The 14,877-nt window shown below is 61.9% G+C and carries 15 protein-coding genes and 1 tRNA gene; all 16 read left to right on the top strand.

What is annotated here, in order from left to right; translation table 11 throughout:
- The first annotated feature begins 5 nt into the window (after positions 1–5).
- Positions 6–1,022, top strand: coding sequence for an NAD(P)H-quinone oxidoreductase (locus PWP93_RS08195; protein WP_421044089.1), 1,017 nt, complete (start codon positions 6–8; stop codon positions 1,020–1,022).
- Between the two features lie 179 nt (positions 1,023–1,201).
- Positions 1,202–1,984, top strand: coding sequence for a triose-phosphate isomerase (gene tpiA, locus PWP93_RS08190; protein ID WP_421044088.1), 783 nt, complete (start codon positions 1,202–1,204; stop codon positions 1,982–1,984).
- A gap of 100 nt (positions 1,985–2,084) precedes the next feature.
- Positions 2,085–2,471, top strand: a complete 387-nt coding sequence (gene secG, locus PWP93_RS08185) for a preprotein translocase subunit SecG (protein ID WP_421045035.1) — start codon at positions 2,085–2,087, stop codon at positions 2,469–2,471.
- A gap of 111 nt (positions 2,472–2,582) precedes the next feature.
- Positions 2,583–2,667 (top strand) — tRNA-Leu (locus PWP93_RS08180).
- Between the two features lie 161 nt (positions 2,668–2,828).
- Positions 2,829–3,188: an NADH-quinone oxidoreductase subunit A gene (gene ndhC, locus PWP93_RS08175; protein ID WP_421044087.1), complete on the top strand. Its 360-nt coding sequence runs from the start codon at positions 2,829–2,831 to the stop codon at positions 3,186–3,188.
- Between the two features lie 72 nt (positions 3,189–3,260).
- On the top strand, positions 3,261–3,740 hold the full coding sequence (locus PWP93_RS08170; protein WP_035534401.1) for a NuoB/complex I 20 kDa subunit family protein: 480 nt from the start codon (positions 3,261–3,263) through the stop codon (positions 3,738–3,740).
- A gap of 22 nt (positions 3,741–3,762) precedes the next feature.
- Complete coding sequence (locus tag PWP93_RS08165) at positions 3,763–4,368, top strand: NADH-quinone oxidoreductase subunit C (RefSeq protein WP_421023556.1); 606 nt, start codon at positions 3,763–3,765, stop codon at positions 4,366–4,368.
- 9 nt (positions 4,369–4,377) lie between these two features.
- Positions 4,378–5,631 carry an NADH-quinone oxidoreductase subunit D gene (locus PWP93_RS08160; protein ID WP_421023557.1) on the top strand — a complete coding sequence of 418 codons (1,254 nt, stop codon included), beginning with the start codon at positions 4,378–4,380 and terminating at the stop codon, positions 5,629–5,631.
- Positions 5,632–5,783: 152 nt separating this feature from the next.
- Positions 5,784–6,269 carry an NADH-quinone oxidoreductase subunit NuoE gene (gene nuoE / locus PWP93_RS08155; protein WP_213296627.1) on the top strand — a complete coding sequence of 162 codons (486 nt, stop codon included), beginning with the start codon at positions 5,784–5,786 and terminating at the stop codon, positions 6,267–6,269.
- A complete protein-coding gene (nuoF, locus tag PWP93_RS08150) occupies positions 6,266–7,594 on the top strand; it encodes an NADH-quinone oxidoreductase subunit NuoF (RefSeq protein WP_421023559.1) in 1,329 nt (442 codons plus the stop codon). The genes nuoE and nuoF overlap by 4 nt, the downstream gene beginning before the upstream one ends.
- A gap of 117 nt (positions 7,595–7,711) precedes the next feature.
- A complete protein-coding gene (nuoG, locus tag PWP93_RS08145; protein ID WP_421044086.1) occupies positions 7,712–10,045 on the top strand; it encodes an NADH-quinone oxidoreductase subunit NuoG in 2,334 nt (777 codons plus the stop codon).
- On the top strand, positions 10,046–11,110 hold the full coding sequence (gene nuoH, locus PWP93_RS08140; RefSeq protein WP_035534409.1) for an NADH-quinone oxidoreductase subunit NuoH: 1,065 nt from the start codon (positions 10,046–10,048) through the stop codon (positions 11,108–11,110).
- A gap of 14 nt (positions 11,111–11,124) precedes the next feature.
- Complete coding sequence (gene nuoI, locus PWP93_RS08135; protein WP_129561604.1) at positions 11,125–11,613, top strand: NADH-quinone oxidoreductase subunit NuoI; 489 nt, start codon at positions 11,125–11,127, stop codon at positions 11,611–11,613.
- Positions 11,614–11,796: 183 nt separating this feature from the next.
- Entirely contained in the window at positions 11,797–12,474 is a 678-nt protein-coding gene (locus PWP93_RS08130) for an NADH-quinone oxidoreductase subunit J (RefSeq protein WP_421044085.1), read from the top strand.
- Between the two features lie 11 nt (positions 12,475–12,485).
- A complete protein-coding gene (gene nuoK / locus PWP93_RS08125) occupies positions 12,486–12,791 on the top strand; it encodes an NADH-quinone oxidoreductase subunit NuoK (protein ID WP_006052894.1) in 306 nt (101 codons plus the stop codon).
- 14 nt (positions 12,792–12,805) lie between these two features.
- On the top strand, positions 12,806–14,857 hold the full coding sequence (nuoL, locus tag PWP93_RS08120; RefSeq protein ID WP_421044084.1) for an NADH-quinone oxidoreductase subunit L: 2,052 nt from the start codon (positions 12,806–12,808) through the stop codon (positions 14,855–14,857).
- Positions 14,858–14,877: the final 20 nt, after the last annotated feature.

The raw sequence follows: 14,877 nt of genomic DNA, 5'->3' as shown, positions 1-14,877 counted from the left end.
GCGAGATGAAGGCAGTGGAAATTACTGAATTCGGTGCGCCGGACGTGCTCAAGTTGACCGAGCGCCCGATGCCCGAGCCGAAGGCCGGCGAGGTGCTGATCAAGGTGGGTGCGTCGGGCGTGAATCGCCCCGACGTGTTTCAGCGCAAGGGTTCGTATGCGCCGCCGCCGGGGATTTCCGATCTGCCGGGGCTCGAAGTGGCGGGCGAGATCGTCGGCGGGACGATCGACGAAAAGAGCAATCCGTTCGGCCTGAAGTTCGGCGATCGTGTGTGCGCGCTGATCGCGGGCGGCGGCTACGCCGAGTACGCGGTCGCGCCGCTCGGTCAGTGCCTGCCGGTGCCGAAGGGACTCACGGATATTGAAGCGGCTTCGTTGCCCGAGACCTATTTCACGGTGTGGAGCAACGTGTTCCAGCGCGCCTTGCTTGGCAAGGGCGAGGGCGGCGAGAACGAGACGCTGCTCGTGCAGGGCGGTTCGAGCGGGATCGGCGTTACGGCTATCCAGATTGCGCATGCACTCGGCTTTCGCGTCTTCGCGACCGCGGGGTCGGACGACAAGTGCCGGGCCTGCGAGCAGTTGGGCGCCGACCGCGCCATCAACTATCGCAACGAAGATTTCGTGGAGGTCGTTAAGGCGCTCACGAACGACCGTGGCGTCGACGTGATTCTCGACATGGTTGCGGGCGGTTATGTGTCGCGCGAGCTTTCGGCACTGGCCAATGGGGGCCGCATCGTACTGATTGCGACGCTCGGCGGCTCGAAGGCCGAGGTCAACATGGGCGAAATCTTGCGCCGCCGCCTGACGATTACGGGCTCGACACTGCGCGCCCGTTCGGTTGAATTCAAGGCGCAGATCGCCCAGGAATTGAAGGCGAATGTGTGGCCGCTGCTTGAAGAGGGGCGGATCAAGCCGGTCGTGTTCCGCGTCTTCCCGGCTGCGCGGGCGGCCGAGGCCCACGCGCTGATGGAGAGCGGCGAACACATCGGCAAGATCATGCTCGATTGGGGACAGTCGACCTGAAGGCGCGGCTATGAACCCGCGCGGGCCCGCTGTATGAGGCAACGGCGGGTTCATGCTTTGATTTTTCGGCATTTTTTTGATGCTTTTTTCGCGGGTCTGGAGCAGGCCGGTTTGACCCGCCTCGATTGCAAGCAGTAAAATTCTGCGTTTTGCGTCCGCTTTTAACAGCAACCGGAACAATGACGAATCAACGATCGAAGCTCGTAGTCGGTAACTGGAAGATGCATGGTCGCCTCGCGGCCAATGCGGCATTGCTCGAAGGCGTCGTGCAGGGCGTGCAGTCGCTGCACGCCGGGGTGCGCGTCGGGGTGTGCGTGCCGTTTCCCTATCTTGCGCAGGCTCAGGCTTTGCTCGGCGGCAGCCGCGTAGTCTGGGGCGCGCAGGACGTGTCCGCGCACGAGCAGGGCGCCTGGACGGGCGAAGTCGCAGCGGGTATGGTTGCCGAATTCGAGGCAGGGTTCGCGATCGTCGGTCACTCGGAGCGTCGTGCGTATCACGGCGAAAGCTCCGAACTTGTCGCGCAGAAGACGCAGCGCGCGCTTGCGGCCGGGCTCACGCCGATCGTCTGCGTGGGCGAGACGCTGGAGCAGCGTGAAGGCGGTACGACCGAGCAAGTGGTCGGCGCGCAGCTGGGCGCAGTGCTGGCGGTGCTGTCGGTCGAAGAATCGGCGCGCATCGTCGTAGCCTATGAGCCGGTCTGGGCCATTGGCACAGGCAAGAGCGCGACTGCGGAGCAGGCGCAGCAGGTACATGCGTTCCTGCGTGCGCGGCTTGCCGCGAAGGGCGCGCAGGTGGCGGATGTGCCGCTGCTGTACGGCGGCAGCGTGAAGCCGGAGAATGCGGCGGAGTTGTTTCGTCAGCCCGATATCGATGGTGGCCTGATCGGCGGCGCTGCGCTGAAAGCTGGGGATTTCCTCGCGATTTGCGCGGCCGCTGGGGCGGGCGCGAGCGTCGCGGGATAAGAGTAAGGCTTGGGCACGTCGCCTCCCGCGAGGCTCGTGCCGGCCGCACATGCGCATGCCTCCGGGGAGGCTGTGCTCAACAAGGACTCAGGTGAGTGTGATGCTGTATTTGAAAACGTTGATTATCGTCGTCCAGATTCTGTCGGCGCTCGGGGTGATCGGCCTCGTTCTGCTGCAGCACGGCAAGGGCGCCGACATGGGCGCCGCGTTCGGCAGCGGTGCTTCGGGTAGCCTGTTTGGCGCGACCGGCGCCGCGAACTTTCTGTCGCGCACAACGGCGATTCTTGCAACGGTCTTTTTTGTCTCGACGCTTGCATTAACTTACTTGGGGTCTTATCATTCGAAGCCTTCGGCAGGCTTGCTGGGTGCTACGGCGCCGGCTCCCGTCGTGGCTACGGCGCCGGTTGCTGCATCTGTTCCTGCGGCTTCCGCGGCTAGCGCTCCGGCGGCAGCGCCGGCCGCCGCCAGCAACGACGTACCGAAATAATTCTGAAAAACTTGTTTTTGTGCATTGAACAAAGAGCGGGAACAAGTTAGAATTTAAGTCTTGAAGCGATTCGCGGGTTGCATGAAATTGTTGTCCCGGATTGCATGTAGTGCCGACGTGGTGAAATTGGTAGACACGCTATCTTGAGGGGGTAGTGGCGAAAGCTGTGCGAGTTCGAGTCTCGCCGTCGGCACCAATGTTATCTAAAAAATGCCAGCCGCTTGCTTGAGCTTCGGCTGGCATTTTTGTTTTATACGTCGTGTTCGTTTCGTTCGTAGCGCGAAGTACGTAAAGTGATTCCCGCAGCGCGACTTGAAGTTCCTGCGGAACCTCAGAACCAACCGAAAGAGGATAGCCTTGAATCTCGCTACCTATTACCCCGTCCTGTTATTCCTTCTCGTAGGTCTTGGTCTGGGCGTGGCGTTGGTTAGCATCGGCAAGATCCTCGGTCCCAACCGGCCCGACAGCGAAAAAATTTCACCGTACGAGTGCGGCTTCGAAGCGTTCGAAGACGCGCGCATGAAGTTCGATGTACGGTATTACCTCGTGGCCATTCTCTTCATCATCTTCGACCTCGAAACGGCGTTCCTGTTTCCGTGGGGTGTTGCCCTGCGCGATATCGGCTGGCCGGGCTTCCTGTCGATGATGCTGTTCCTGCTCGAATTCCTGCTGGGCTTTGCCTACATCTGGAAGAAGGGCGGTCTCGACTGGGAATAAGAGGTTAATCGCCGGATAGCATGGGTGGCGCTGCGGACACGCCGCAGGCCGTCCGTCTGGAGTGGAAAGCACATGAGTATCGAAGGGGTCTTGAAGGAAGGGTTTGTCACCACGACGGCTGACAAGCTGATCAACTGGACGCGCACCGGCTCGCTGTGGCCGATGACGTTCGGTCTTGCGTGTTGCGCGGTCGAGATGATGCACGCGGGCGCGGCCCGTTACGACCTCGACCGCTTCGGCGTGGTGTTTCGCCCGAGCCCGCGTCAGTCAGACGTGATGATCGTTGCCGGCACGCTGTGCAACAAAATGGCGCCCGCGTTGCGCAAGGTCTACGATCAGATGGCCGAGCCGCGCTGGGTGATTTCGATGGGGTCGTGCGCCAACGGCGGCGGCTACTACCACTATTCGTATTCGGTCGTGCGCGGGTGTGATCGCATCGTGCCGGTCGACGTCTACGTGCCGGGTTGTCCCCCGACAGCGGAAGCCCTCGTGTACGGGATCATCCAGTTGCAGGCGAAGATCCGCCGTACCAGCACCATCGCCCGTCAATAAAGGCCAAGCGCCTCCCCATAATATGGCAAGCAAACTCGAGACCCTGAAAGCGAACCTCGAAGCGGCCCTCGGTGCGCGCGTCGTCAGTCTCACCGAAGCGCTCGGCGAATTGACCTTGGTCATAAGCTCTGCAGATTACCTCAGCGTGGCGAAGGAGCTCCGCGACAATCCGTCGCTTCGCTTCGAGCAGTTGATTGACCTGTGTGGCGTCGACTATCAGACATACGGCGATGGCGCTTGGGAAGGCCAGCGCTTCGCGGCCGTGTCGCATCTGCTCTCCATCACGAATAACTGGCGTCTGCGCCTGCGCGTGTTCGCGCCGGATGACGACGTGCCCATCGTGTCCTCGCTTGTCGACATCTGGAGTTCGGCCAACTGGTACGAGCGCGAGGCGTTCGACCTGTTCGGCATCGTCTTCGAAGGTCACCCCGACTTGCGCCGCATCCTGACCGACTACGGTTTCATCGGCCATCCGTTCCGTAAGGACTTCCCGATCTCGGGCTACGTCGAAATGCGTTACGACCCGGAGCAGAAGCGCGTGGTTTACCAGCCGGTCACGATCGAGCCGCGCGAAATCACGCCGCGCGTGATCCGCGAGGATCGCTACGGTGGTCTGAGGAAACACTAAGAGGGTCGCATGTCAGAGATCAAGAACTACACGCTCAACTTCGGCCCGCAGCACCCGGCAGCGCACGGCGTGCTGCGCCTCGTGCTCGAGCTCGACGGCGAAGTGATCCAGCGCGCCGATCCGCACATCGGCCTGCTGCACCGTGCGACGGAAAAGCTCGCAGAAAACAAGACCTTCATTCAGTCGGTCCCGTACATGGACCGTCTCGACTACGTGTCGATGATGGTCAACGAGCACGGCTATGTGCTTGCCATCGAGAAACTGCTCGGCATCGAGGTGCCGATTCGCGCGAAGTACATTCGCGTGCTGTTCGACGAAATCACGCGCGTGCTCAACCACCTGATGTGGATCGGCTCGCACGGGCTCGACGTGGGCGCGATGGCGGTGTTCCTCTACGCGTTCCGCGAGCGCGAAGACCTGATGGACGTCTACGAGGCGGTCTCGGGCGCGCGCATGCACGCGGCTTACTATCGTCCGGGCGGTGTGTACCGCGATCTGCCCGACGCGATGCCGCAGTACAAGGCTTCGAAGATCCACAACGAGAAGGCGCTCGCGCGCATGAACGAGGCGCGCCAGGGCTCGGTGCTGGACTTCATCGACGACTTCTTCACGCGCTTCCCCGCTTGCGTCGACGAGTACGAAACGCTCCTCACCGACAACCGCATCTGGAAGCAGCGTCTCGTGGGCATCGGCGTGGTGACGCCGGAGCGCGCGATGCAACTGGGCCTGACCGGCGCGATGCTGCGCGGCTCGGGCATCGAGTGGGATCTGCGCAAGAAGCAGCCTTACGAGGTTTATGACCAGCTCGACTTCGACATCCCCGTGGGTGTGAACGGCGACTGCTACGACCGCTACCTCGTTCGCGTCGAGGAAATGCGTCAATCGACTCGCATCGCGAAACAGTGCATTGAGTGGCTGCGCAAGAATCCTGGCCCAGTGATGGTCGACAATCACAAGGTTGCGCCGCCGTCGCGCGTCAACATGAAGTCGAACATGGAAGAGCTGATTCACCACTTCAAGCTCTTCACCGAAGGTTTCCACGTGCCCGAAGGCGAGGCCTACGCAGCCGTGGAGCATCCAAAGGGCGAATTCGGCATCTACCTGGTGTCGGATGGCGCCAACAAGCCGTATCGTCTGAAGATCCGCGCGCCTGGCTATGCCCATCTGTCCGCGCTGGATGAGATGGCGCGCGGTCACATGATTGCCGACGCGGTCACGATCATCGGCACGCAGGACATCGTGTTCGGTGAAATTGACCGCTAAGCAGCAAACTGCCGGTGCGTCCTGGCAAGAGGGCGCATGGCGAAATACCGGGAACGCCACGTCTGTCGCAGCGAGCAGGTACGCTTCACGCGCGACGGGAGTTTGTGTGGCGGGAATTGCAACGGTAGGAAATGAAAGAGTCGTGTCTGAAAATGATCTCAGCTGAAGGCCTGAAAGAAATCGATCGCGCGTTGACGAAGTACCCCGCCGATCAGAAACAGTCTGCCGTGATGGCGGCGTTGGCCGTTGCTCAGGAAGAGCATCGCTGGCTGTCGCCCGAACTCATGCAGTTCGTGGCCGATTATCTTGGCATGCCGCCTGTCGCGGTCCAGGAAGTCGCCACCTTCTACACGATGTTCGAGACGAAGCCTGTCGGCAAGCACAAGATCACGCTCTGCACGAACCTGCCGTGCCAGCTCGGCCCGGATGGCGGTGCGGAAAGCACGGCTGAATATCTGAAGCAGAAGCTCGGAATCGACTTCGGCGAAACCACGCCCGACGGCAAGTTCACCTTGAAGGAAGGTGAGTGCATGGGCGCGTGCGGCGACGCACCGGTGCTGCTGGTGAACAACCACCGCATGTGCAGCTTCATGAGCCGCGAGAAGATCGACCAGCTGCTCGAGGAGCTTTCGAAATGACTTCGTTGCACGATCGTCACATTCAACCTCTGATTCTCGCGGGCCTGAACGGCGAGAACTGGCATCTCGAAGACTATGTCGCGCGTGGCGGCTACAAGCAGTTGCGCCGCATCCTCGAAGAAAAGATTCCGCCCGAGCAGGTCATCGCCGACGTCAAGGCCAGCGGCCTGCGCGGTCGTGGTGGTGCGGGCTTCCCGACGGGCCTGAAGTGGAGCTTCATGCCGCGTCAGTTCCCGGGGCAGAAGTATCTCGTCTGCAATTCGGACGAAGGCGAGCCGGGCACGTTCAAGGATCGCGACATCCTGCGCTGGAATCCGCATTCCGTGATCGAAGGCATGGCCATCGGCGCGTACGCGATGGGTATCACTGTAGGCTACAACTACATCCACGGCGAAATCTTCGAGGTATATCGCCGCTTCGAGGCCGCGCTTGAAGAGGCGCGCCAGGCTGGCTACCTCGGCGACAACATTCTCGGCACGGACTTCTCGTTCCAGCTGCACGCGCACCACGGTTATGGCGCGTACATCTGCGGCGAAGAAACCGCGCTGCTCGAGTCGCTCGAAGGCAAGAAGGGCCAGCCGCGCTTCAAGCCGCCGTTCCCGGCGAGCTTCGGCGTGTACGGCAAGCCCACCACGATCAACAATACCGAGACGTTCGCCGCGGTGCCGTTCCTGCTGACCGTTGGTCCGCAGACGTACATGGAGATTGGCAAGCCGAACAACGGCGGCACCAAGATTTTCTCCATCTCGGGCGACGTGGAGCGTCCGGGCAACTACGAGGTTCCGCTTGGCACGCCGTTCGCGAAGCTCATGGAACTCGCCGGCGGCGTGCGCGGCGGCAAGAAGCTCAAGGCCGTGATTCCGGGTGGCTCGTCGGCGCCGGTCATTCCGGGCGATTTGATGATGCAGACAGACTTGGACTATGACTCCATTGCCAAGCAGGGCTCGATGCTCGGCTCGGGCGCGGTCATCGTCATGGACGAAACGCGCTGCATGGTGCGCTCGCTGCTGCGTCTGTCGTACTTCTACTATGAAGAGTCGTGCGGCCAATGCACGCCGTGCCGAGAGGGTACCGGCTGGCTCTATCGCGTCGTGAATCGCATCGAGCATGGCCAGGGCCGCCAGGAAGACCTGGACCTGCTGAACTCGGTGGCGGGCAACATCATGGGCCGGACGATCTGCGCACTCGGCGATGCAGCGGCCATGCCGGTGCGCGGCATGCTCAAGCACTATTGGGACGAATTCGAATATCACGTGCACAACAAGCGTTGCCTGGTCGGCGGACATGCCGGCTCGCACGCGGCCTCGCAAACTGTGGCTGCATGAGGCGGCTTAAAGGCAAAGGCGTGTTGGGCGCGAACCGCGTGGCGGAACGCAACGGCGATGTGACGGGGCATGCCGCTGGGTAATTGAGCGGTAACAGGTTAGGGACGATTAACCATCATGGTTGAACTTGAAATAGACGGCAAGAAGGTGCAGGTGCCCGAAGGCAGCATGGTGATCCAGGCTGCGCAACGGGTCGACACGTACATTCCGCACTTCTGCTATCACAAGAAGCTGTCCATCGCGGCCAACTGCCGGATGTGTCTCGTTGATGTCGAGAAGATGCCGAAGGCCGTGCCCGCGTGCGCGACGCCGGTGTCGCAAGGCATGGTCGTGCGCACGACGTCCGACAAGGCCGTGCAGGGTCAGCAAGCCGTGATGGAATTCCTGTTGATCAACCACCCGCTCGACTGCCCGATCTGCGATCAGGGCGGCGAATGCCAGTTGCAGGATCTGGCGGTTGGCTATGGCAAGTCGGCCTCGCGCTATAGCGAGGAAAAGCGCGTCGTGTTCCACAAGAACGTTGGCCCGCTCATCTCGATGGAAGAGATGACGCGCTGCATTCACTGCACGCGCTGCGTGCGCTTCGGCGACGAAATTGCCGGTGTGATGGAACTCGGCATGCTCGGCCGCAGCATGCACTCGGAAATCAGCACTTTCGTCGGCAAGACGGTGGACTCGGAACTCTCGGGCAACATGATTGACCTGTGCCCGGTCGGCGCGCTCACGAGCAAGCCGTTCCGCTTCTCCGCGCGTACGTGGGAACTGTCGCGCCGCAAGTCGGTGAGCCCGCACGATTCGACGGGCGCGAACCTCGTCGTGCAGGTGAAGAACAACCGCGTGATGCGCGTGCTGCCGTTCGAGAACGAAGCCATCAACGAGTGCTGGATCTCGGACAAGGACCGCTTCTCGTATGAAGGGCTGAACGCCGAGGATCGCCTCACGCATCCGATGATCAAGCAGGGTGGCCAGTGGGTCGAGACCGACTGGCAGACCGCGCTCGAATACGTGGTGAAGGGTATCAAGGGCATCAGCGACGAGCACGGCGAGAACCAGCTCGCTCTGCTCGCGAGCCCGCACAGCACGGCCGAAGAACTCTATCTCGCGAAGCAGTTCGCGGACGCGATCGGTACGCCGAACGTCGACTTCCGGCTGCGCCAGAGCGACTTCTCGGCGCCGCTCGCGGGCGCGCCGTGGCTCGGCACCAAGATTGCGGATCTGTCGTATGCCGACTCGGCGTTCGTGATCGGCTCGTTCCTGCGCCGCGACCACGCGCTGTTCGCCGCGCGTCTGCGCCAGGCAGCCAAGGGCGGCGCAAGCGTGGCATTCCTGCAGGCATCGGCTGACGGCTCGCTGATCCCGAACGCGCAGCGTATCGTCGCCGCGCCTTCGGCATGGCTTGACGAACTGGCTGCGATTGCCGCGGCGGCTGCGGAGGCGAAGGGTGTTGCGCTGCCTGAAGGCTTCGCCGGCGCGCAGGCGAACGACGCCGCAAAGCAGGTGGCCGCCTCGCTCGCGAGCGGCGAGCGCCGCTTCGTGCTGCTCGGCAACGCTGCCGTCCAGCATCCGGAATTCGCGCGGCTGCATGCGGCTGCGCAGTTCATCGCCGAAACGATGGGTGCGACGCTCGGTTTCCTCACCGAAGCTGCGAATACGGTCGGCGCGCACCTCGTGGGCGCCTTGCCGGGAAGCAACGGCCTGAACGCTCGCGAAGTGTTCGAGCAGCCGCGCAAGGGTTACTTGCTGTTCAACGTCGAACCCGAGTTCGATACGGCCAACCCGGCTGCCGCGCGCGCCGCGCTTGCGCAGGCCGAGATGGTCGCTGTGTTCTCGCCGTTCAAGACCGGCCTCGACTACGCCGACGTGCTGCTGCCCATCTCGCCGTTCACGGAGACCTCGGGCACGTTCGTCAACGCGGAGGGCACGGTCCAGTCGTTCAACGGCGTCGTGCGTCCGCTCGGCGACACGCGGCCGGCCTGGAAGGTCCTGCGCGTGCTCGGCACGCTGCTCGGCGCGCAGGGCTTCGAGTACGAAACATCGGAAGACGTGCGCCGCAAGGCGCTCGGCGAGGGCGACATCACTGCGCGCCTGTCGAACAAAGCCACGGCCCAGGTGACTCGAGGCAGCCTTGCGAAGGCAGCCGTTGGCCGCTTCGAGCGCATCTCCGACGTGCCTATCTACCGCGCCGATCAACTCGTGCGTCGCGGCGAGGCGCTGCAGCTCACAATGGCGGCACGCGTGGCGAACACCATCGGCTTGCCGGCCGCGCTCTTCGACCAGCTCGGCCTGAAAGAGGGCGACGCCGTGCGCGTGCGCCAGGGCGAGCTCTCGGTGACCGCGCCCGCGACGCGCGATGCGAATCTTGCGCCGACGGCGGTGCGCGTGTCGGCAGCAACGCCGGCCGCCGCGCAGCTCGGCAGCCTGTTCGGTGAACTGCTGGTGGAGAAGGCGTAAATGAGCTTGTTCGATACGATCAATGCAGGCGGCAGCCAGCTGCTCGGCGTGGCATGGCCCACCGTCTGGGCGCTGGTGCGCATTCTCGTCGTCGCGGTGGTGATCCTGCTGTGCGTGGCGTACCTGATCCTGTGGGAGCGCAAGCTGATCGGCTGGATGCACGTGCGTCTCGGCCCGAATCGCGTGGGTCCCGGCGGCATGTTGCAGCCGATCGCCGACGTGCTGAAGCTGCTGCTCAAGGAAGTCATTCAGCCCGCGCAGGCGAGCCGCTGGATCTACATGGTCGCTCCGATCATGGTGGTGGTGCCGGCCTTCGCGGTCTGGGCGGTGATTCCGTTCCAGGCGGGCGCGGTGCTCGGCGACATCAACGCGGGTTTGCTCTACGTGATGGCGATTTCGTCGTTCGGCGTCTACGGCGTGATTCTCGCGGGCTGGGCCTCGAACTCGAAGTATGCGTTCCTTGGCGCGATGCGCGCCGCGGCGCAGATGGTCTCATATGAAATCGCGATGGGCTTCGCGCTGGTCGTGGTGCTGATGGTGTCGGGCAGCCTGAACCTCTCGGACATCGTTCGCGGCCAAATGCAAGGCATGTTCGCGAGCCACGGCGTCACGTTCCTCTCGTGGAACTGGCTGCCGCTGCTGCCGATGTTCGTCGTCTACTTCATCTCGGGCCTCGCCGAAACGAACCGCCATCCGTTCGACGTGGTGGAAGGGGAGTCTGAAATCGTCGCCGGCCACATGATCGAGTACTCGGGGATGGGCTTTGCGCTCTTCTTCCTTGCTGAGTACATCAACATGATCGTGATCTCGGCGCTTACGTCCGTGCTGTTCCTCGGCGGCTGGAGCGCACCGTTCGCGTTCCTCGATTTCATTCCGGGCGTCTTTTGGCTGGTGCTGAAGACTTTCTTCTTCCTGTCGGTGTTCATCTGGGCGCGCGCGACGTTCCCGCGCTATCGCTATGACCAGATCATGCGTCTTGGCTGGAAGGTGTTTATTCCGGTGTGCGTCGTGTGGCTGATCGTGATCGGCTTCTGGTATATGTCGCCGCTGAGCATCTGGAAATAAGGGGCGAAGGAAACATGACCGCTATCCAAAACTTCTTCAAGACGTTCTTCCTGACCGAGCTGCTCAAGGGGCTCGCGCTGACGGGGCGCTATACCTTCAAGCGCAAGTTCACCGTGCAGTTTCCGGAAGAGAAGACTCCGATCTCCCCGCGCTTTCGTGGCCTGCATGCATTGCGGCGCTATGAAAACGGCGAAGAGCGCTGCATCGCGTGCAAGCTGTGCGAGGCCGTGTGTCCCGCGCTCGCGATCACGATCGAATCGGAAGTGCGCGCGGACAACACGCGCCGCACCACGCGCTACGACATCGACCTGACCAAGTGCATCTTCTGCGGCTTCTGCGAAGAGAGCTGCCCGGTCGACTCGATTGTCGAGACGCACATTCTCGAGTATCACGGCGAGAAGCGCGGCGATCTGTATTTCACGAAGGATATGCTGCTGGCCGTCGGCGACCGCTACGAAGCGCAGATCGCGGCGAACAAGGCAGCAGATGCACCGTACCGTTGATCTTCAGTTTGACGCTGTATCGGCCCGCAGTTCGGGTCCGCTGCGGGGAACGTGTGTGTCTGGGCAAAAGCCGGGCGCCGCAAAGCCGCAGCCCGGGAACCGCGGCGCGACGCCTTCTGGTCTGGCCGCCAGTTTGCGCTGCGCAATCCGCCTTACGATGGCCTCAACGATGAACCAGTAATCATGGAATTCACGACCGTCCTGTTCTACATCTTCGCGCTGCTGCTCACGCTATCAGGGCTGAAGGTGATCACCTCGCGCAATCCTGTCTCGTCCGCGCTCTTCCTCGTGCTCGCGTTCTTCAACGCGGCCGCGGTGTGGATGCTGCTCGAGGCCGAATTCCTCGCGATCCTGCTGGTGCTCGTCTACGTGGGCGCGGTGATGGTGCTGTTCCTGTTCGTGGTGATGATGCTGGACATCAACATCGACGTGCTGAGCCGCGACTTCAAGCGCTTCGTGCCGGTGGCGACCATCGTGGGAGCGATCATCGTGATCGAGACCGCGCTGATTCTGTGGCACGGCTATGGTGCGACCACGGCGCCGGTGCCGGATACCTCGGCCGCGGCCGCCGCATCGGTGTCGAATACGCACCTGATCGGCAAGATCATCTATACCGATTACATCTTCGCATTCGAAATTGCCGGCCTCGTGCTGCTCGTGGCGATCGTCGCGGCTATTTCGCTGACCGTGCGCGAGCCCAAGAACGCCAAGCGCCAGAACGTTTCGAAGCAGGTTAGCGTGCGTCGCCAGGACCGCGTGCGCCTCGTGAAGATGCCTGCGGTCAAGGAAGTTCCGGAAGTGGCCGAGGCGAGCGACGTCGAAGCGACCCCGGCCGCGACCGGCACCAAGAGCCAAGCGTAGAGGAGAGCATTATGTTGACCCTGGCCCATTACCTCGTCCTCGGCGCGATCCTCTTTGCGATCTCGATCGTCGGCATTTTTCTGAATCGGCGCAACGTCATCATCATCCTGATGGCGATCGAGTTGATGTTGTTAGCGGTGAACACCAATTTCGTAGCGTTTTCTCATTACCTAGGTGACGTTCACGGACAGATTTTCGTGTTCTTCGTGCTAACTGTTGCGGCAGCGGAAGCCGCAATTGGTCTGGCTATTCTTGTGACTCTGTTCCGCAGCCTCGACACGATCAATGTCGAGGACCTCGATCAGCTCAAAGGTTAAGGCAGGCTCTGTTTATGGCAACGACACTCAACGAAACCCTATTGCTGGCGATCCCGCTGGCGCCGCTCGCCGGTTCTCTCATTGCCGGGTTGTTCGGCAAAACGGTGGGGCGCGCGGGCGCGCATACGGTCACCATTCTCGGCGTCGCGATTGCTTTCGTGCTCTCGTGCATCACGTTCTTCGACGTGATGAACGGCGCGAGCTTCAACGCGACCATCTACGAATGGATGTCGGTGGGCGGCCTGAAGTTCGAAGTGGGCTTCCTGGTCGACTCGTTGACGGCGCTGATGATGATCGTCGTGACCTTCGTGTCGCTGATGGTGCATATCTACACGATCGGCTACATGGCGGAAGAAGAGGGCTACCAGCGCTTCTTCTCGTACATCGCGCTGTTCACGTTCTCGATGCTGATGCTCGTGATGAGCAACAACTTCCTGCAGCTGTTCTTCGGCTGGGAAGCAGTGGGCCTCGTCTCGTACCTGCTGATCGGCTTCTACTTCAAGCGTGAAAGCGCCATCTACGCGAACATGAAGGCGTTCCTCGTGAACCGCGTGGGCGACTTCGGCTTCCTGCTGGGCATCGGCCTGCTGCTCGCGTACGGCGGTTCGCTCAATTACAACGACGTGTTCGCGAAGGGCCACGAAATTGCCGCGCTGACGTTCCCGGGCACCTCGTGGAACCTGCTCACGGTCTCGTGCATCTGCCTGTTCGTCGGCGCGATGGGCAAGTCGGCGCAGTTCCCGCTGCACGTCTGGCTGCCTGACTCGATGGAAGGCCCGACGCCGATCTCGGCGCTGATCCACGCCGCCACCATGGTGACGGCCGGCATCTTCATGGTCGCGCGCATGTCGCCGCTGTTCGAACTGTCGGACGCCGCGCTTTCGTTCATCGTCGTGATCGGTTCGATTACCGCGCTCTTCATGGGCTTCCTCGGCATCGTGCAGCACGACATCAAGCGCGTGGTCGCTTACTCCACGCTCTCGCAGCTCGGCTACATGACCGTGGCGCTCGGCGTGTCGGCGTATCCTGTCGCGATGTTCCACCTGATGACGCACGCGTTCTTCAAGGCGCTGCTGTTCCTCGGCGCGGGCTCGGTCATCATCGGCATGCACCACGACCAGGACATGCGCAACATGGGCGGCCTGCGCAAGTACATGCCCATTACGTGGATCACTTCGCTCATCGGCTCGCTCGCGCTGATCGGCACGCCGTTCTTCTCGGGCTTCTATTCGAAGGACTCGATCATCGAGGCGGTGAAGGCATCGCACCTTGCGGGCTCGGGCATCGCCTATTTCGCGGTGGTCGCGAGCGTGTTCGTGACGGCGCTGTACTCGTTCCGCATGTACTTCCTCGTGTTCCACGGTGAAGAGCGCTTCCGTAATCCGAAGCATCCCGATTCGCCGATGGGCGCCGAAGCTGCAGTGCATGGTCACGGCAACGGCCATGGCCACGACGATCACCACGTTCACGTGCCGCACGAGTCGCCGTGGGTGATCTGGGTGCCGCTGGTCCTGCTCGCAATCCCGTCGGTGATCGCCGGCGCCTATGCGATTCAGCCGCTGCTGTTCGGCGACTTCTTCGCGCACGGCGTAGCGTTCCAGAAAGTCATTTTCATTGGCGAAAATCACCCGGCGCTTGCTGAGATGGGTGAAGAATTCCATGGCTGGGTCGCGATGGGCACGCACGCGTTCTCGGGTCTGCCAGTGTGGCTTGCACTCGCGGGTGTGATCGTGGCCTGGTTCTTCTACATGAAGCGCCCGGATCTGCCGGCCGTCGTGTCGCGCATGTTCTCGCCGGTGTACAGGCTGCTGACGAATGCGTATTACCTGGACAAGATCAACGAAGTCGTCTTCGCTCGCGGAGCGGTCGCTATCGGTCGAGGGCTGTGGAAGGAAGGCGATGTCGTCGTGATCGACGGTGTCGTGAATGGGAGCGCCAAGTTTATCGGCTGGTTTGCATCGGTCATTCGTTTCCTGCAATCCGGCTATATCTACCACTACGCATTTGCCATGATCATTGGCATGCTTGGCCTCCTTACTCTGTTTGTAACGCTCAGCGGCAAATAAGAAGGCGAGGAAAAAAACGC

It is taken from the genome of Paraburkholderia sp. A1RI-2L, from assembly GCF_048957375.1.
GTDB lineage: Bacteria > Pseudomonadota > Gammaproteobacteria > Burkholderiales > Burkholderiaceae > Paraburkholderia.
Note: the sequence above shows the minus strand (reverse complement) of the source record. Positions and strands in the feature narration are given on the sequence as shown.